This window comes from Kitasatospora cheerisanensis KCTC 2395 (genome assembly GCF_000696185.1).
Lineage (GTDB): Bacteria > Actinomycetota > Actinomycetes > Streptomycetales > Streptomycetaceae > Kitasatospora > Kitasatospora cheerisanensis.
This window is the reverse complement of the sequence record NZ_KK853997.1, coordinates 2427537-2445794: the sequence shown is the minus strand read 5'-3', so window position 1 is coordinate 2445794 and position 18258 is coordinate 2427537. Positions and strand designations below refer to the sequence as shown.

Genomic DNA, 18258 nt, shown 5'->3' with positions numbered 1-18258 from the left:
GTTCTACTGGAAGCTGTGCTCCGGGCCCGGGAAGGTGCCTTCCCGGACGTCCGCGGCGAATTCGCCCGCGGCCTGCGCCAGCGTCTGGCGCAGGTTCGCGTACTGCTTGACGAACTTGGGGACGCGGCCGGCCGTCATGCCGGCGAAGTCGGTCCAGACCAGGACCTGCGCGTCGGTGCCGGGGCCGCCGCCGATGCCGACGGTGGGGATGGCGGAGTGGGCGGTGACCTCGGTGGCGAGCTCGGCGGGGACGGCCTCCAGGACGACGGAGAACGCGCCGGCCTGCTGGACGGCCTTCGCGTCGCGCAGCAGCTGGTGGGCGGCCTCGTCGCCGCGGCCCTGGACGGGGTAGCCGCCGTAGGCGTGGACGGACTGCGGGGTGAGGCCGATGTGGGCCATCACCGGGATGCCGGCCTCGACGAGGAGCTCGATGGTGCGGGCGCTGCGCTCGCCGCCTTCGAGCTTGACGGCGTGGACGCCGGCCTCCTTCATCAGGCGGGCGGCGTTGTGCATGGCCTGGGCGGGGGACTCCTGGTAGGAGCCGAACGGCAGGTCGGCGACGATCAGGGAGCGCTGGGTGCCTCGGACGACGGCGGCGGACATCATCACCATCTGGTCCATGGTCACCGGCACGGTGGTCTCGTAGCCGAGGTGGCAGTTGCCGGCGGAGTCGCCGACCAGCAGTACGGGGATGCCGGCTTCGTCGAAGACGCCGGCGGTGAGCGCGTCGTAGGCGGTGAGCATCGCCCAGCGTTCGCCGTTGCGCTTGGCCTTGGCGAGGTCCCGGACGGTCACACGGCGGTTGGTGACCCCGCCGTAGAGGGTGTTGGTGGGCGCGTCCTGCGTCTGGGCAGGCTGAAGCGGAGAGGCGTTCATCGAACAGACTCCTGGTGTGTGTCGTCTCGTGGCGCCGTACGGCGTCCCCGGATCTGGCTCCATGCTTGCACGCCACGGCCCGTCAGCAAAGAGGCGGGAGTCCTGCGGTCGGCGGCGGCGGGATCCGGCCACTCGGGAGGGTTCTTGGGGAGGTCTTTGCCGTTCGGTGTCCCTACCGTTACGATACGAGACCGTCTCGTATTGAAACGGCGGCTAGGGTGTCCGTATGACCTCGCCGACCGCGCCGTTCCCGGCCCCTCGGATACCGGAAGCCGTACACCGCCGACGCTGGTGGATCCTGGGCACCCTGGTGCTCGCCCTGCTCGTCGTCGTGCTCGACAACTCGATCCTCAACGTGGCGATGAAGACCATCGCCACCCCCGCCCCGGTGGGCCTCGGCGCGAGCCAGAGCGACCTGGAATGGGCGATCAACTCCTACACCCTGGTCTTCGCCGGCCTGCTCTTCACCGCCGGCCTGCTGGGCGACCGCTTCGGCCGCAAGTGGACGCTGCTGGCCGGCATGCTCGTCTTCGGCCTCGGCTCGCTGCTGTCCGCGCTCGCCGCCAGCCCCGGCGAACTCATCGGCTACCGCGCCGTGATGGGCCTCGGCGGCGCGTTCGTGATGCCGGCCACACTGGCGATCATCATGAACGTCTTCGAGCGGCACGAGCAGCCGAAGGCGATCGGCATCTGGGCCGGCGCGGTCGGCCTGGCGATCGCCATCGGCCCGATCACCGGCGGCCTGCTGATCGAGCACTTCTGGTGGGGCTCGGTGTTCCTGGTGAACGTCCCCATCGTGATCCTCGCGCTCGGCCTGATGGCCTGGCTGGTCCCGGACTCCAAGGACCCCGCCCCCGGCAAGCTCGACCCGGTCGGCGTGCTGCTCTCCGTCGTCGGCCTGGTGGCGCTGATCTACGGCATCATCAAGGGCGGCGAACTCGCCGACTTCACCGCCGCCGAGGCCTGGGTGCCGACCCTGGTCGGCCTGCTCGCGCTGGCCGGATTCGTGCTGTTCGAGAAGCGCACCAGCCACCCCGCGCTGGACGTCACCTGGTTCCGCAACAAGGTGTTCTCCGCGTCGATCGGCGTGGTCGGCATCGTGTTCTTCGCGCTGATGGGCGTCTCGTTCTTCGGCGTCTTCTACATCCAGAGCGTCCGCGGCTACAGCGCCCTGCAGGCCGGTGAGCTGATGCTGCCGCTGGCCGTCGCCCAGCTGATCTTCGCCCCCCGGGCCCGGCTGGTGGTCGACCGGATCGGCATCCGGACGACCTGCGCCGGCGGCATGCTGCTGGTCACCGTCGGCTTCCTCGGCTACGCCTTCCTCACCGCCACCAGCCCGATCTGGCTGCTGGTCGTGCTCGGCTTCGTGATGGGCACCGGCATGGCGCACGTGATGCCGCCGGTGACGGTCGCCATCATGGGCGCGCTGCCCCGCGAGAAGGCCGGAGCGGGCTCCGCGCTGAACAACACCTTCCGGCAGGTCGGCGGCTCGCTGGGCATCGCGGTGCTGGGCGCGCTGCTGTCCACCGTCTACCGCAACGGCATGGAGGACCACCTCGGCGCGGTGCCGGAGCAGGTCCGCGAGCGGGCCGGCGAGTCGATCGAGTCCACCCTCGGCGTGGCCGAGAAGCTGCACCTGTCGGCGCTGGTCGACCCGGCCAAGGACTCCTTCATCCACGCCATGCACGTGGTCTCCGCGGTCTCGGCCGGCGTGACCGTGGTCGGCGCGGTGCTCGCCCTGGTGCTGCTGCCCGGCAAGGCCGCCGCCCCCGGCGCCCCCGCGGGCACGCCGGAGCCGGCGAACACCGGGGCGAATCCCGCCAAGGTCTGACTGCGAGGGTGGAGAATAAGGCCATGACAAGCGCCGACACTCCGCTCAAGCCGTGCCACGGCCCCGCCGCGGAGCAGGACGCTCCGCGGCGGGCCGCCCGCGCAGCGAGGCCGCCGAGCAGGCGATCTTCGGCGCGGTCGAGAAGCTCATGGAGAGCGGCGTCGGCCTGGCCGAGCTGTCCATCGAGCGGATCGCCGCCGAGGCCGGCGTCGGCAAGGCCACCATCTACCGGCGCTGGCCGAACAAGGAGGCCCTGCTGGTGGACGTGGTGGCCCGGCTGGAGTCGCCGATGCCGCCGCTGTCCGGCCCGACCTACCGGGACGACCTGATCGGCGCCGTCGACTACATGCGCCGGCGCGGCCTGGCCAAGCGCTCCCGATGGATCGTCAAGTCCGCGCTGGGGCAGATGAACAGCTGGCCGGAGCTCAAGCAGACGTACCACGAACGGGTGGTCAATCCGCGCCGCGAGCTGATCCGGCAGATCGTCCGGCGCGGCGTCGAGGCCGGCGAGTTCCGCTCCGACCTGGACACCGAACTGCTCTGCGAACTGCTGATCGGACCGATCCTGCTGCGCACCGTCCTGTGGGACGACGCGCCGCTGGAGGACCCCGACCTGCCCCGCCAGATGATCGACGCCGCCCTGGAGGGCCTCGCCGCCCGATGATCCCGGCCGGCCCGGCGAGGGAACTCTTCGCACACTTTGCCGCGTCCCTCCCGTCATAGGCTGAGCCGAGAATCGGATCGGAGCAGGTCGGAGCGGTCGGCAGGAGCCGACGGGCACGGCGGCGAGGAGCGGGCATGGTGCGGGCGGACGGCCCGGCGGCAGTGGCGGACGACGAGCGGGCGAGGACGTGGCGCGACCGGCTGCGCCACTGGTTCGACCGGCGGCGCGGCTGGCCGCTCACCCTGGCCGGCGTGCTGGTCACGGTGGTGCTGGTGGCGCACGCCCAGGTGCCGAACGCGGTCGGCAATCTCGGCAGCCTGCTGGAGACCTTCCTGCCCTGGCTCGGCCTGACCGTGCCGGTGCTGCTGGCCCTGGCGCTGTGGCGGCGCGCCGGGTACGCGGTGGTCGCCGCGCTGCTGCCCGCCGCCGTCTGGCTGAACCTGTTCGGCGCGCTGCTGGTCGACAAGAGCAGCGGCCCCGGCGACTTCACCGTGCTCACCCACAACGTGGCCGCCGCCAACGACGACCCGCAGGGCACCGTCCGGATGCTCACCGGCTCCGGCGCGCAGATCGTCGCCCTGGAGGAGCTGTCCGCCGCCGCGGCCCCCGGGTACGCGGCCGGGCTGGCGCAGAAGTTCCCGTACCACGCGGTCGAGGGCACCGTCGGCCTGTGGTCCACCTACCCGATCGACGGCGTCACCGTGGTCGACATCAAGATGGGCTGGACCCGGGCCTTCCGGGCCGAGGTCACCACCCCCAAGGGCCCGCTCGCGGTGTACGTCGCCCACCTGCCGTCGGTGCGGGTCAAGTTCGACAGCGGCTTCACCGCCGGCCGCCGGGACGTCAGCGCGCAGGCCCTCGGCGACGCCATCGAGCACGAGCCGCTGCGCAAGGTGCTGCTGCTCGGCGACCTGAACGGCACCATGAACGACCGCAGCCTGGCCCCCATCACCTCGCAGATGCGCTCGGCGCAGGGCGCGGCCGGCGACGGCTTCGGCTTCTCCTGGCCGGCCTCGTTCCCGATGGCCCGGATCGACCAGATCCTCAGCAAGGGCGGCCTGATCCCCACCGACTCCCGCACCCTCCCGGCCGACGCCAGCGACCACCTCGCGGTGGCGGCCACCTACCGCTACTGACCCGCGGCCGGCGAACCGGGGCGTCGCCCGGCCGCCGCCCGCGACCCGCGTCAGCCGCGCCGGGTGCCGATCACCACGGTGGCGTCCCGCTCCTCGTCCTGCTCGATGCGGGCGGCGAGGCCCCGGGCGGTCATCAGCGCGGCGGTCGCCGGGGCCTGCCGCCCGCTGGTCTCGATCAGCAGGTGGCCGCCGGGCGCCAGCCAGCGCGGGGCGACGGCCGCCACCCGGCGCTGCACCGCGAGGCCGTCGGCGCCGCCGTCCAGCGCCACCTGCGGCTCGTGGTCGCGGGCCTCCGGCGGCAGCAGCGGTATCTCGCCGGTCGGCACGTACGGGGCGTTGGCGACCAGCAGCCCGACCCGGCCGCGCAGGTCGCCGGGCAGCGGTGCGTCCAGGTCGCCCAGGTGCACCGCGCCGCCGTACGGGGCCAGGTTGCGGCGGGCGCAGGCGGCGGCGGCCGGGTCGACGTCGGCGGCGTGCAGTTCGACGGCGCCGAGGCGGGCGGCCAGCGCCGCGCCGATCGCGCCGGAGCCGCAGCACAGGTCCAGGACGACCGTGCCGGGGGCGCCCAGTGCGGCGGCACGCTCGACCAGGAACTCGCTGCGCCGACGCGGCACGAACACGCCGGGGGCGAGCGCGATGCGCAGGCCGGCGAACTCGGCGAAGCCCACCACCTGCTCCAACGGGTGCCCGGCGCACCGCAGTTCGAGCATCTCGGCGAGCCGGGCGGGGTGGTCGGCGGCGGCTGCCAGCAGCCGGGCCTCGTCCTCGGCGAAGACGCAGCCGGCGGCCCGCAGCCGGTCGACCAGCAGGGCCTCGGCGGGGCGGGCAGGGGGGAGGGGGAGTGACACGGGGACCTCTCGACGGGCCATGCGGGCTCCCCGTCCGGTCAGACCGCGGCCCGACGGCGGGGGAGTACCTCGAATACCTGCACGGTGATCTCTCCCACCTCCTCCGGCCGGCGCGCCGTCCGTGGTCGGGCGCGTGTCGCGGCGCTCACCCTAGCCCCTGCCGCCCGCGGTGTCAGCCCTGCCGCCACCGGTTGGTGATCGGCAGCCGGCGGTCGCGGCCGAAGTTCTTCGGCGAGACCTTCGGGCCCGGCGGGTACTGCCGGCGCTTGTACTCGGCGGTGTCGACCAGGCGCACCACCCGGTCCACCACGTCGGCCGGGTAGCCCTCGGCGACGATCGCGTCCCGGCCCTGGTCGCCCTCGACGTACCGGTCCAGGACGGCGTCCAGCAGGTCGTAGTCCGGCAGCGAGTCGGTGTCCACCTGGTCGGGCCGCAGCTCGGCGGACGGCGGCTTGCTGATGGTGTTCTCCGGGATCGGCGGCACCTCGCCGCGCGCCTCGGCCTGCGCGTTGCGCCAGCGGGCCAGCCGGAAGATCAGCGTCTTGTAGACGTCCTTGATCGGGCCGTAGGCGCCGACCGAGTCGCCGTACAGGGTCGAGTAGCCGACCGCGAGCTCGCTCTTGTTGCCGGGGGCGAGGACGATCTGCCCCTCCTGGTTGGAGATCGCCATCAGCAGGGTGCCGCGCAGCCGGGACTGCAGGTTCTCCTCGGCCAGGCCGGTCAGCTCGGTGGCGCCCATGTAGGCGTCGAACATCGGGGCGATCGGGACGGTGCGGAAGTGCAGGCCGGTGCGGCGGGCCAGCTCGGCGGCGTCGTCGCGGGAGTGCTGCGAGGAGTAGCGCGAGGGCATCGACACGCCGTACACGTTCTCCGCGCCGATCGCGTCCACCGCGATCGCGGCGACCAGCGCCGAGTCGATGCCGCCGGACAGGCCGATCAGCACCGAGCGCATGCCGTTCTTGCGGACGTACGCCCGGGTGCCCTCGACCAGCGCGGCGTACACCTCGGCCTCGTCGTCCAGGCGCTCGCCGATCCGCGGCAGCAGCGGCTCGGCCGGGGCGGGCTTCGGCTCGCCGCCGAGGTCGACGCGGGTCAGCCGCAGGCCGTCGGCGAGGACGGCGCCGTCCGGCAGGGCCGGCTCGGCGGCGGCCGGCAGGTCGAGGTCCATGACCAGCAGCGCCTCCTCGAACTGCGGTCCGCGGGCGAGCAGTTCGCCGTCCGCGGCGACCACCAGGGTCTCGCCGTCGAAGACCAGCTCGTCCTGCGCGCCGACCATGTTCAGGTACACCAGCGGGCAGCCCGCCTCGGCGGCGCGGCGCTTCACCAGTTCCAGCCGGACGTCGTCCTTGTCGCGCTCGTACGGGGAGCCGTTGATCGACAGCAGCAGGCCGGCGCCGGCCTGGCCGGTGGCGGCGACCCGGCCGCCCTCCTGCCAGATGTCCTCGCAGATCGCCAGCGCGACGTCCACGCCGTGCAGCCGAAGGACCGTCAGCTGGTCGCCCGGCACGAAGTAGCGGTACTCGTCGAAGACGCCGTAGTTCGGCAGGAAGTGCTTGGCGAAGCGGGTGACCACCTCGCCGCCGCGCAGCACCGCCGCGCAGTTCTGCGGCTTCCCCGCGTACTTGGTGCCCGGTTCGGCCCGGCCCAGGTAGCCGACCACCACCGGGACCTCGCCCAGGCCCTCGGCCTGCAGCTTCGCCGCCAGGTCGACCAGGGCGGCGCGGGAGCCCTCCACGAAGGAGCCGCGGAACGCCAGGTCCTCCACCGGGTAGCCGGTGAGCACCATCTCCGGGAACGCGATCAGGTCGGCGCCGGACTCGGCGGCCCGCTTCGACCAGCGCAGCACCTCCTCGCTGTTGCGGGCGAGGTCACCGACCCAGGGGTCGATCTGGCACAGGGCGAGACGCAGATTCGGCATGACCCCGAGTGTAATCGTCTAACTGACGTTATGTCGCGGGGGGCCTGGTGACGGGCGGTCGCCGCGGGTCGGCAACCGGGCGGGGATCCGCCATGATGGGTGACGACGTGTCCGAAGCGACATGCGAGGCGGGCCCGGCGCGAGGCCGGGGCGTACGGACGCCAAGGCGTAACACGGGCGTAAAGAGCAGAGGTGAGACTGTCCCCATGGGCAAGCAGCAGGAGTTCGTGCTTCGCACACTCGAAGAGCGTGACATCCGGTTCGTCCGGCTGTGGTTCACCGACGTCCTCGGTTTCCTCAAGTCGGTGGCGGTGGCGCCGGCGGAACTGGAGCAGGCCTTCGACGAGGGCATCGGCTTCGACGGCTCCGCGATCGAGGGCTTCGCCCGCGTGTACGAGTCCGACATGATCGCCAAGCCGGACCCGACCACGTTCCAGATACTGCCGTGGCGCTCCGAGAACCCCGGCACCGCCCGGATGTTCTGCGACATCCTGATGCCCGACGGCTCGCCGTCCTACGCCGACCCGCGCTACGTCCTCAAGCGCACCCTGGAGAAGGCCTCCGACCAGGGGTTCACCTTCTACACCCACCCCGAGATCGAGTTCTTCCTGCTCAAGGACCTCCCCGGCGACGGCACCCCGCCCACGCCCGCCGACCAGTCCGGCTACTTCGACCACACGCCGCGCGGCATCGGCCACGACTTCCGCCGCCAGGCCATCACGATGCTCGAATCCATGGGCATCTCGGTCGAGTTCAGCCACCACGAGGGCGCCCCCGGCCAGCAGGAGATCGACCTGCGGTACGCCGACGCGCTCTCCACCGCCGACAACATCATGACCTTCCGCCTGGTCATGAAGGAGGTCGCCCTCGAACAGGGCGTCCACGCCAGCTTCATGCCCAAGCCGTTCTCCAACTTCCCCGGCTCCGGCATGCACACCCACGTCTCCCTCTTCGAGGGCGACCGCAACGCGTTCCACGAGTCCGGCGCCGAGTACCAGCTCTCCAAGGTCGGCCGCTCCTTCATCGCCGGCCTGCTCAAGTACGCCGCCGAGACCGCCGCCGTCACCAACCAGTGGGTCAACTCCTACAAGCGCATCTGGGGCGGCTCCCAGCGCACCGCGGGCGCCGGCGGCGAAGCCCCGTCCTACATCTGCTGGGGCCACAACAACCGCTCCGCGCTGATCCGCGTCCCCATGTACAAGCCCGGCAAGCAGGGCTCCACCCGGATCGAGGTCCGCTCCCTCGACACCGGCTGCAACCCCTACCTCGCCTACGCGGTCACCCTCGCCGCCGGCCTCAAGGGCATCGAGGACAACCTCGAACTCCCGCCCGGCGCCGACGACGACGTCTGGGCCCTCACCGACGCCGAGCGCCGCGCCCTCGGTATCCAGCCCATGCCGCAGAACCTTGGCGAGGCCATCGACCTCATGCAGCGCAGCGAACTCGTCGCCGAGACCCTGGGCGAGCACGTCTTCGACTTCTTCCTCCGCAACAAGCGCCAGGAGTGGGAGGAGTACCGCTCCGAGGTCACCCCCTTCGAGCTGAAGAAGATCCTCCAGGTGCTGTAGCCCCGGCTCGCCGTGCGAGGCCCCGGACCGGAGTGACGCCGGCCCGGGGCCTCGTCCGTTTCCGGGCAGGCGCGGGGCCGGGCTTGCTAGGCTTCCGCGGTTGGGGGTGATCATGGCCGGGGCGCGGGACCTGCTGGTTGTGGAGCACGAGGTGATCGACGCCGAGGCGGAGATCGACCGGCTGATGTTCCGGAAGCGGCTGACGCTGCTGTGGGGGTGCGCGGGCGTTCCGGCGCTGGTGCTCGGGATCGTGGCGATCAATGTGTTCGTCGACTACTCGCGGCCGGGGCAGGGGCGGTTCGGGCTGAACTTCCTGCTGGGGGCGCCCCTCGCGCTGTCGGTGTTCGGGGCCTCCAAGACCTGGTTCGACCTGGGGGGGAGCCTGCTCGCGGCGCGGACGAAGCTGAGGAAGCTGGAGTCCGAGCGCAGGTCCGTGCTGGCGCGGCAGAACCGGGCCGTCGCCAGTGCGTTCCACGAGTACCGCGAGTCGGTCGTCGAGATCCGGGACAGCTACCGGCGCGGCGCGGGGAAGTACCGCAACCGCCACAACTTCTTCCAGGTCTCGGTGCTGGTGGGGTCGATCCTGACCTCCGTCTCCACCACGGCCTCCGCCGAGGAGGGCGGCTGGCGCTGGTTCGCGGTGGCGCTGAGCGCCTCGGTGAGCATCTCGGCGGGCGTCATCTCGTACTTCAAGTTCCGCGAGCGGAGCATGAACCTGCAGCAGACCGCGGACGCGCTGGACATGGAGATCCAGTCGTTGAGCCTCGGGATCCGCCGGTACAAGCGGCTGCCCCCGGAGGAGGCGGCGGCCTGCTTCGCCGAGGAGGTGGAGCGGCTCAAGGAGGAGCAGCGGAAGAAGGAGCTCCAGCTCGAACAGCCGCCGGAGGTCCAGCAGCGGGACGCCGTGCCGATGGCCGGGCCGGCGCAGTGAGCGGCGGGCGCGGGCCGTCGCGGCAGGAGTTGATCCGGCGTCGGCGGCGGAGCGGGTTCGTCGGGCGGCGGAGTGAACTGGCGTCGTTCGGCGAGGTGTTGGGGCAGGCGCCGGAGGAGGCGGGGCAGTTCCTGTTCCATGTGCACGGGCCGGGCGGGGTGGGGAAGTCCACGCTGGTGCGGCAGTTGGAGGCGGCGGCGCGGGAGGCGCAGGCCGTCACCGGGTACGTGGACGAGTCGGTGACGGACCCGATGGAGGCGATGAAGGCGCTCGCCGGGCAGTTCGGTCAGCAGGGGGCGCCGATGAAGGCGCTGGAGCGGCTGCTGAACACCTATCAGCAGCGGCGGCACGAGGCGAACGCCGGTGTCGTGGTGGCGGGGGAGGGGACGTCGTCGCCCTCGCCCGGGAGCGTGATCGCGTCGCGGGTCGGCCTGGTCGGGCTGGGGATGATCCCCGGCGTGGGGGCGTTCACCGGCGCCCTGGACGCGACCCAGGTCGCCGCCGGCGCCGAGCAGTTGAAGGGCCTGCTGAGCGCCCGGTTCCGCAGCCACGAGGACGTGCAGCTGGTGCTGTCGCCCGTCCAGGCGCTGGCGCCGGTGTTCCTGCGGGAGCTGGCGGAGGTCGCGCAGCACCGCAGCTGGGTGGTGCTGTTCTTCGACACCTACGAGCGGACCGGCCCGGCGCTGGACACCTGGCTGCGTGACCTGCTGGTCAGCGACAAGTACGGCGAACTGCCCGCGAACGTCCTGGTGGTGCTCGCCGGGCAGGGCCGGCTGGACGCGCAGTGCTGGGGCGACTGGCTGGACCTGGTCACCGACCTGCCGCTGGACGTGTTCACCGAGACCGAGGCCCGGCAGCTGCTGGCGGCCAAGGGCGTCACCGACGAGCACGTCGTCGAGGTGGTGCTGCGGCTCTCCGGGCGGCTGCCGCTGCTGGTGTCGACCCTCGCCGAGTCGCAGCCCGCCGGCGCGGCCGAGGTCGGCGACCCGAGCGGCACCGCCGTCGAACGCTTCCTCAAGTGGGAGACCAGCCCGGCCCGGCGGGCGGCCGCACTGGCCTGCGCGCTGCCGCAGGAGCTCGACGAGGACGTGTACCGGGCCGCTGTCGACGACGAGGAGGCCCGGGAACTGTTCAGCTGGCTCCGGTCGATGCCGTTCGTCACCGACCGGGCCGGACGCTGCCACTACCACGAGGTGGTGCGCACCGCGATGCTGCGGCTCCAGCGCCAGCAGTCGCCGGCCCGCTGGCAGCAGCAGCACACCCGGCTGGCCGACACCTTCGCCGAGTGGCGCGGCCGACTGGCCTGCGACAGCGGGGACCTGAGTGCGCGCTGGCGGGACGAGCGCTGGCGCGGGCACCGCTTCCAGGAGACCTACCACCGGCTGTGCGCCGACCCCGACCGGGCGCTGCCCGACGCACTGCGGGAACTGCTCGACGCCTGGCGCCACGGCACCGCCTCGACCCGGCGCTGGGCGCAACTGCTCGTCCGGGCCGGGCAGGACGCGGACGCCCGGCAGGTCCGGGAGTGGGGCGAGCGGGTGCTCGCGGCGATGGCGGAGCCGCAGCCGGCGGTCGCCGTGATGACGCTGCTGCTGGCGGACGCCGCGCTCGACCGGCCCGGGCGGGCCCGGGCGCACCGGTTCCGCGGGATCGGGCACCACGCGGCCGGCCGGCACGACCTGGCGCAGACGGAGTTCGACCGGTCCGTGAGCCTCGACCCCGACCAGCCGCAGGCCCTGCACAGCCGGGCCCGCGCCCTGATCGTCGGGCAGCGCTTCGAGGAGGCGCTCGCCGACCTGGACCGGGCCCTCGCACTCGACCCCGACCACGCCGCTGCCCACGCCACCCGCGGCGAGACGCTCCGGCTGACGGGGCGTCACCAGGAGGCGCTGGCCGCCTTCGACCGGGCCGTCGAACTCGACCCGTCCCACAGCTGGGCCTTCGGCCACCGCGGGGAGACCCTGCGGGAGCTGGAACGGCACGAGGAGGCGCTGGCCGCGTTCGACCGGGCCGTCGAGATCGACCCCGAGTACGTGTGGGCGCACACCGCGCGCGGGCTGCTCCACCGGGAGGCCGGACGGTTCGAGGAGGCGCTCGCCTGCTACGGCCGGGCCCTGGAGCTCGACCCCGCGTACCACTGGGCGGTCGTCATGCGCGCCCAGGTCCACCGGGTGACGGGCCGTCACCAGGAGGCGCTCGCCGACCTCGACCGGGCGCTGGAGCTCGCGCCCGGCCACGCGTGGGCGCACGCCGCCCGGGGCGACGTGCACCGCCTGATGGGTCGTCACCAGGAGGCCGTCGCCGACTTCGACCGGGCCCTCGCCCTCGAACCCGACACCCCCGGAGTGCTCGCGCTCCGCGGCCACGTGCACCTGGCGGCCGGACGGCACCCCGAGGCGCTCGCCGACTTCGACCGGGTGGTCGAACTCGACCGCGGCAGCGACTGGGCCGTCGCCCAGCGCGGCGAGGCCCACCGGGTGATGGGCCGCTACGCGGAGGCCCTGGCCGACTTCGACCAGGTGGTCGGCCAGGAGACCGGCCGCGCCTGGATCGCCGACTCCCGCGGCCAGACGCTGCAGGCGACCGGGCAGTACCGGAAAGCGCTTACCGAGTACGACCGCGCGGTGCGGCTCGACCCCGCGGCCCCGCTCCACCTGGCGCACCGCGGCGACGCGCACCGCCTGCTCGGCCAGCACGAGGCCGCCCTCGCCGACTACGGCCGCGCCCTCGGACTCGCCCCGCACGACCACCCCTGGATCCTCGCCGCCCGCGGCCTGACGCACCGTCTGCTGGGCCGCCACCCCGAAGCCCTCGCCGACCTCGACCGGGCCCTCGCCGCCGCCCCGCCAACGGCTGGTACCACTACGAGAAGGCCGTGGTCCTGCACGCCCTCGGCCGCCACGCCGAAGGCGACACCCTCCTCACCCGCGCCGTCGCCCTCCTCCACCCCGGCCACGGCATCGCCGACCTCGGCAACCTCGTCCTCGCCCACACCGCCCTCGCCGACCCGCCCGCAGCCACCCGCGCCCTGGAGTCCTTCCTCCGCCTCGCCCCACCCCCGGCCGCCTCACCGAACTCCACCTCGCCCTCGGCACCCTGGCCCTGACGATCCCGTCGACCGCCGAACCTGCCGCGGCCCTGCAACGCCGCCTCCCATCCCCACCGACCTGACCGCCCGTCAGCTCAGCAACCCCTCGCGGAGCTCCTGCGGGGTGGGCCAGGGCGCGCGACGGTGGATCATGCGGTGGCAGTTGGCGCAGATCAGCGCCAGGTCGGCGAGCCCGGTGCGGCCCTCGCCCGCGACGTGCAGCGGAACCACGTGGTGGCACTCGATGTAGCCCTCGCCGCGTTCGCCGTACCGCTCGGCGAAGTCGAAGGTGCAGACCTCGCAGGCCAGGGAGCCGCCGGCCTGGAGTACGGCGTCGATCTTCTTGCGGCGCAGGGTGCGGTCCCGCTCCCGGACGAGGTGCTGACGGAGCAGCAGCCGGCCCTCGGGGGCGTCGAACTCCTCGTCCTCGGGGCCCTCCGGCGGGAGCCCGGTGAACGCCCCGGTGGCCAGGCCGGCCCGGAGCAGCTCCGCCGCGGCGGCCATCTCCAGCGGGCCGGCCAGGAACGCCCGGACGATCCGCTGCTCCGGCGGCCCGTCGCCGCCGCGTCCGCGGCCGGCCCGTCGCGCAGGGCGGCGAGGTCCCGGGACTTGCGCGCCACCTCGGCCGGCGTCCGGAGCGCGTCGTCGCGCAGGACGTCCGCCGGGACGGGTAACGTGCGCAGGAGGGCGGAGAGTTCGGCCGCCGCCGGGCCGCCGGCCGGGACCGGGTGCCAGCCGCCCGCGGCCACCGCGGCGCAGGTCAGCAGCAGTTCGTCCCAGCTCCAGTCCACCCGCTGCGGGGACGCGACCTGGAAGCCGGCCCGCCGGAGCCAGCGGACGGCGGCGTGCAGGCCGCCGGAGAACTCGCCGCTGGTCAGGGCCCGGCCGTACTCGTACTTGTGCGCGACGCCCGCGACGGCCTTGGAGTCGTACCGGCGCCCCTCGTGGACCAGCAGGTAGTCGCGCGCGCGTCCGAACCCGTACCTGTCCAGGAACAGTTCGCGGCCGAGCTCGTCGAACTCCTCGATCGCCCGGAGCACCGACTGACGGCTGATCATCCCCCGTGTCATGCAGCCAGCGTAGGAGGCCCGCGCCGAGTGCTGCCAGAGGTTGGCGCGCCGGGAACGTACGCTTCGGGGAGGGACGGCCACGGGAGGCGGGTCAGTGGTGGAGGAACGGGCCGGGAGCCGGGTGAGCCGGCTGGAGACCCGACTGGTGCGGCGCGGGTTCTCCGATCCGGACCAGGCGGTGCGGCTGCTCGACGAACCGGAGCTGCAGGGGCTCGCCGCCGATCCGGTGCTGCTGGACGCGCTCGGGGCGGCGGCGGATCCGGACCAGGCGCTGTTCGGGCTGGCCCGGCTGCTGGAGGCGCTCGATCCGCACGAGCGGCACACGCTGCGCGACACCCTCACCACCTCGAAGCCGCTGCGGGACCGGCTGCTCGGCGTGCTCGGGGCGTCCACCGCACTCGGGGACCACCTGGCCCGGCACCCCCGGGACTGGCACGCCCTGGTCAGCTTCGAGCTCCGCGACATCCACCCCGGGCGGAGCGACTTCCTCGGCGAACTCGCCCGCCGCGTCCGGCCCGCGACCGAGGAGGCGGGGAACGGCGGCAACGGCGAGGCCGACGCGCTGCGCGCCGCCTACCGGCGCTGCCTGCTGGCGATCGCCGCCCGCGACCTGTCCGGCACCACCGACCTGCCGCAGACCGCCGCCGAACTCGCCGACCTCGCGGGCGCCACCCTGCAGACCGCCCTCGACCTCGCCGCCGCCCACGACCCGGAGGCGGCCGCCGCCTGCCGGCTGGCGGTGATCGGCATGGGCAAGTGCGGCGGCCGGGAGCTCAACTACGTCTCCGACGTGGACGTGATCTTCGTCGCCGAGCCGCGCGACGGCGTCGACGAGCAGCGGGCCATGCAGTCCGCGACCCGGCTGGCCGCGCACCTGATGCGGCTCTGCTCGGACACCACCGGCGAGGGCGTGATCTGGCCGGTGGACGCCAACCTCCGCCCCGAGGGCCGCAACGGACCGCTGGTGCGCACCCTGGCCAGCCACCTCGCCTACTACGGCCGGTGGGCCAAGACCTGGGAGTTCCAGGCCCTGCTGAAGGCCCGCCCGGTCGCCGGGGACGCCGAACTCGGCCGGGCCTACTGCGAGGCCGTCGCCCCGCTGGTCTGGCAGGCCGCGGCCCGCGAGCACTTCGTCGCCGACGTCCAGCAGATGCGCCGCCGGGTGGTCGACGCGATCCCGGCCGGTGAACTCGACCGGCAGCTCAAACTCGGCCCGGGCGGCCTGCGGGACGTCGAGTTCGCCGTTCAGCTGCTGCAGCTCGTGCACGGCCGCACCGACGAGTCACTGCGCTCCGGCAACACCCTGGAAGCGCTTTCCGCACTCTCCGCCGGCGGCTACGTCGGCCGCGCCGACGCCGCCTCGCTGGACGGCGCCTACCGCTTCCTGCGCACCCTCGAACACCGCATCCAGCTGCACCGGCTGCGCCGCACCCACCTGATGCCCACCGACCCCGCCGACCTGCGCCGGCTGGCCCGCACCATGGCCCCGCTGATCGGCGACGGCGACGGCGGCGCGGGCCGGCTCGACCCGGTCGCCGCGCTGCAACGCGAGTGGAAGCGCCACGCGGTGGAGGTGCGGCGGCTGCACGAGCGGCTGTTCTACCGCCCGCTGCTGGACGCCGTCGCCGAACTGCCGGTCGCCGAACTGCGGGTCACCCGCTCCGGCGCCGCCGGACTCACCGCCGAGGCCGCCAAGCAGCGCCTCGCCGCGCTCGGCTACGCCGACCCGGCCGCCGCGCTCCGGCACATCTCCGCGCTCGCCTCCGGCGTCAGCCGCAAGGCCGCCATCCAGCGCACCCTGCTGCCGGTGCTGCTCGGCCGGTTCGCCGACTCCGCGGACCCCGACGCCGGACTGCTCAACTTCCGCCAGGTCTCCGACGCGCTCGGCGGCACCCCCTGGTACCTGCGCCTGCTGCGCGACGAGGGCGCCGCCGCCGAGCAGCTGGCCCGGGTGCTGTCCGCCGGGCGCTTCGCCCCCGACCTGCTGCTGCGCGCCCCCGAGGCGGTCGCCATACTGGGCGACCCGAACGGGCTGAACCCGCGCGGCCGGGCCGCCCTGGAGTCGGAGATCCTGGCCGCGGTCGGCCGCGCCCCGGCCCGGCCGCCGGCGTCGCCGCCGCCCGCGCCGTCCGCCGCCGCGAACTGTTCCGCACCGCCGCCGCCGACCTGCTCGGACGCCTGGACGACGACCCCGCCACCGCGCTGGACGCCGCCGGCGAGGCGCTCACCTCGATCACCGCCGCCACCCTGCAGGGCGCGCTGCGCGCCGCCGTCGACGGCTGGGAGGCCCGCAACGGCGAACTCCCCACCCGGCTCGCCGTCATCGGCATGGGCCGGTTCGGCGGTCACGAACTCGGCTACGGCTCCGACGCGGACGTGCTCTTCGTCCACGAGCCGCGACTCGGCGTCCTCGACGAGGACGCGGCGGCCGCCGCCAAGGCCGTCATCGGCGAGCTGCGCACCCTGCTCTCCGCGCCCTCCGTCGAACCGCCGCTGGAGGTCGACGCCGACCTGCGGCCCGAGGGCCGCAACGGCCCGCTGGTCCGCACCCTCGCCTCGTACGCCGGGTACTACGCGCGCTGGTCGCACGCCTGGGAGAGCCAGGCGCTGCTGCGGGCCGAGCCGATGGCGGGCGACCCCGAGCTCGGCGAGAGGTTCCGGGAGCTGATCGACCCGCTGCGGTACCCGGGGACGGGCGTCCCCGAACGCGACCTGATGGAGATCCGCCGGATCAAGGCCCGCATCGAGACCGAACGGCTGCCGCGCGGCGCCGACCCCACCACCCACACCAAGATCGGCCGCGGCGGGCTGGCGGACGTCGAGTGGACGGTGCAGCTCCTCCAGCTCCGCCACGGCCACGCCGTCCCGGACCTGCGCACCACCCGCACCAGGGCGGCGCTGGCCGCGGCCGCAGCGGCGGGGCTGGTGGAACAGGAGGACGCGGAGGTGCTCGACGCGGCCTGGGTGCTGGCCTCCCGGGTCCGCGCCGCGGTGATGCTGGTCCGCGGGCGGGCGGGCGACAGCTTCCCCGGCGACGCGCGGGAACTGGCGGGCGTGGCCCGGTACCTGGGCTACGGGGTCGGGCACTCGGGGGAGCTGCTGGACGACTACCGGCGCACGACGCGGCGGGCGCGGCACGCGGTGGAGCGGCTGTTCTACGGGACGGAGTGAGGACGGAGCCGGAAGGTCGGGATCACGTGCACGTCACTGCCCGGGGCGCGGTCTTGCGGGTGGGTGCCTTCCGCCTCGCGCAGTCCCTCGCGCCCCGGTCCGGTGCTCCGCCTTCGCTACGCCGAGACCTTGGTGTCCCAGGAGACCGGGACCGTCAGGGCCTGCTCGGCGGGGTCGTCCGGTCGGCGGGGGAGGCGGTAGACCCAGTTGTGGTAGATCACGCGGGCGGCGAGGAAGCCGACCAGCAGGCAGATCTCGCCGCCGACGGCGTCCAGCCAGAAGTGGTTGGCGGTGGAGACGATCACGCTGAGGGTGACCAGGGGGTAGGCGAGGCCGAGCACGCGGACCCAGGTGCGGCGGGCCAGGAAGAAGATGGTGAGGCCGCACCACATCGACCAGCCGATGTGCATGGAGGGCATCGCGGCGAACTGGTTGGAGACGTGCGCGCCGGCGCCGGAGGCCATCGAACCCCAGGTGTCGTGGACCTTGACGGTGTCGATGAAGCCGCCGTCGGTCATCAGCCGGGGCGGGGCCAGCGGGAAGAAGTAGAAGCCGACCAGGGCGATGCCGGTGGTGATGAACAGCACGGTGCGGGTGGCGGCGTAGCGGCCGGGGTGGGAGCGGTAGAGCCAGACCAGCACGCCGATGGTGATGATGAAGTGCAGGGTGGCGTAGTAGTAGTTCATCCCGACGATCAGCCAGGTCACCGAGTTCACGCCGTGGTTGATCGAGCGCTCGACGGCGATGCCGAGGGTGTGTTCGAGGTCCCAGACCCAGCTGGAGTGCTTCTGCGCTATCGCGGCCTGTTCGGGAACGGCGTTGCGGACCAGCGAGTACAGCCAGTAGCTGATGCCGATCAGGGCGAGTTCGAAGAGCAGCCGCGGGCGGCGCGGGGTGCGCCGCTGTTCGCGGAGGCGGCCGCGGAGGGCGGCGGTGGGCGTCTGGGCGACGCGGGTGGCTCCGCCGGGCGTGCGGGCGGTGTGGTCCGTGCCCGGGTCGGAACCGTCGCGCGCGCCCCGCTCGGCGCGTTCGGCGTCGGCTGCGTGGATCTCGGTCGGTTCCCCCATGGACGAGAAGTCTGCCAGACGAGGTGTGGTCGCTTGCTCATCCTCTGGTTGGGGATTCTTCACCGACTGTCCCCCTACGGGGGTAGGGGT

11 protein-coding genes and 2 pseudogenes are annotated in these 18258 nt (G+C 73.6%); 7 read left to right on the top strand and 6 right to left on the bottom strand.

Annotation, left to right across the window (positions count from 1 at the left end):
- Positions 1–3 precede the first annotated feature (3 nt).
- Positions 4–876 carry a 3-methyl-2-oxobutanoate hydroxymethyltransferase gene (panB, locus tag KCH_RS10985; protein ID WP_035862012.1) on the bottom strand — a complete coding sequence of 291 codons (873 nt, stop codon included), beginning with the start codon at positions 874–876 and terminating at the stop codon, positions 4–6.
- 226 nt (positions 877–1102) lie between these two features.
- On the opposite strand from panB, the gene KCH_RS10980 reads away from it, so the two are divergent.
- From KCH_RS10980 to KCH_RS10970, 3 genes are all read left to right on the top strand, one after another.
- Entirely contained in the window at positions 1103–2707 is a 1605-nt protein-coding gene (locus KCH_RS10980) for an MFS transporter (RefSeq protein WP_035862009.1), read from the top strand.
- A gap of 52 nt (positions 2708–2759) precedes the next feature.
- Positions 2760–3371 carry a TetR/AcrR family transcriptional regulator gene (locus KCH_RS10975; RefSeq protein ID WP_035862005.1) on the top strand — a complete coding sequence of 204 codons (612 nt, stop codon included), beginning with the start codon at positions 2760–2762 and terminating at the stop codon, positions 3369–3371.
- 134 nt (positions 3372–3505) lie between these two features.
- Positions 3506–4507: an endonuclease/exonuclease/phosphatase family protein gene (locus KCH_RS10970; RefSeq protein ID WP_051652957.1), complete on the top strand. Its 1002-nt coding sequence runs from the start codon at positions 3506–3508 to the stop codon at positions 4505–4507.
- A gap of 50 nt (positions 4508–4557) precedes the next feature.
- On the opposite strand, the gene KCH_RS10965 is transcribed toward KCH_RS10970, so the two are convergent.
- Positions 4558–5355, bottom strand: a complete 798-nt coding sequence (locus KCH_RS10965) for a putative protein N(5)-glutamine methyltransferase (protein ID WP_051652956.1) — start codon at positions 5353–5355, stop codon at positions 4558–4560.
- A gap of 172 nt (positions 5356–5527) precedes the next feature.
- Positions 5528–7273 carry an NAD+ synthase gene (locus KCH_RS10960; RefSeq protein WP_035862002.1) on the bottom strand — a complete coding sequence of 582 codons (1746 nt, stop codon included), beginning with the start codon at positions 7271–7273 and terminating at the stop codon, positions 5528–5530.
- A 206-nt stretch (positions 7274–7479) separates the two neighbouring features.
- Between KCH_RS10960 and KCH_RS10955 the strand changes: the two genes are divergently transcribed.
- From KCH_RS10955 to KCH_RS10945, 3 genes and pseudogenes are all read left to right on the top strand, one after another.
- A complete protein-coding gene (locus tag KCH_RS10955; RefSeq protein ID WP_035862000.1) occupies positions 7480–8841 on the top strand; it encodes a glutamine synthetase family protein in 1362 nt (453 codons plus the stop codon).
- Positions 8842–8947: 106 nt separating this feature from the next.
- Positions 8948–9772, top strand: coding sequence for a DUF4231 domain-containing protein (locus tag KCH_RS39410; RefSeq protein WP_244305632.1), 825 nt, complete (start codon positions 8948–8950; stop codon positions 9770–9772).
- Between the two features lie 251 nt (positions 9773–10023).
- Positions 10024–12507, top strand: a pseudogene (locus KCH_RS10945) (tetratricopeptide repeat protein); the annotation flags it as partial.
- Between the two features lie 443 nt (positions 12508–12950).
- Here KCH_RS10945 and KCH_RS45985 read toward each other — a convergent pair.
- Together KCH_RS45985 and KCH_RS45980 are read right to left on the bottom strand one after the other, a co-directional pair.
- Positions 12951–13106, bottom strand: a complete 156-nt coding sequence (locus KCH_RS45985) for an HNH endonuclease (RefSeq protein WP_279635939.1) — start codon at positions 13104–13106, stop codon at positions 12951–12953.
- Positions 13034–13930 (bottom strand): ScoMcrA-related endonuclease, encoded by an 897-nt coding sequence (locus KCH_RS45980; RefSeq protein ID WP_279635957.1) that lies wholly within the window; start codon positions 13928–13930, stop codon positions 13034–13036. Before KCH_RS45980 ends, KCH_RS45985 begins: the two co-directional genes overlap by 73 nt.
- A 97-nt stretch (positions 13931–14027) precedes the next feature.
- On the opposite strand from KCH_RS45980, the pseudogene KCH_RS10930 reads away from it, so the two are divergent.
- Positions 14028–17101: pseudogene (locus KCH_RS10930) on the top strand (bifunctional [glutamine synthetase] adenylyltransferase/[glutamine synthetase]-adenylyl-L-tyrosine phosphorylase).
- 116 nt (positions 17102–17217) lie between these two features.
- Here the strand turns inward: KCH_RS10930 and KCH_RS10925 are convergent.
- On the bottom strand, positions 17218–18168 hold the full coding sequence (locus tag KCH_RS10925; RefSeq protein WP_035861990.1) for a phosphatase PAP2 family protein: 951 nt from the start codon (positions 18166–18168) through the stop codon (positions 17218–17220).
- Between the last annotated feature and the right edge of the window lie 90 nt (positions 18169–18258).

Bases quoted from the DNA above. Each gene is read 5' to 3' on its own strand.
- KCH_RS10980 (WP_035862009.1), top strand. From the start codon at position 1,103: ATGACCTCGCCGACCGCGCCGTTCCCGGCCCCTCGGATACCGGAAGCC.
- KCH_RS10960 (WP_035862002.1), bottom strand. From the start codon at position 7,273: ATGCCGAATCTGCGTCTCGCCCTGTGCCAGATCGACCCCTGGGTCGGT.
- KCH_RS45980 (WP_279635957.1), bottom strand. From the start codon at position 13,930: ATGACACGGGGGATGATCAGCCGTCAGTCGGTGCTCCGGGCGATCGAG.
- KCH_RS10925 (WP_035861990.1), bottom strand. From the start codon at position 18,168: ATGGGGGAACCGACCGAGATCCACGCAGCCGACGCCGAACGCGCCGAG.
- KCH_RS10955 (WP_035862000.1), top strand. From the start codon at position 7,480: ATGGGCAAGCAGCAGGAGTTCGTGCTTCGCACACTCGAAGAGCGTGAC.
- panB (WP_035862012.1), bottom strand. From the start codon at position 876: ATGAACGCCTCTCCGCTTCAGCCTGCCCAGACGCAGGACGCGCCCACC.
- KCH_RS10970 (WP_051652957.1), top strand. From the start codon at position 3,506: ATGGTGCGGGCGGACGGCCCGGCGGCAGTGGCGGACGACGAGCGGGCG.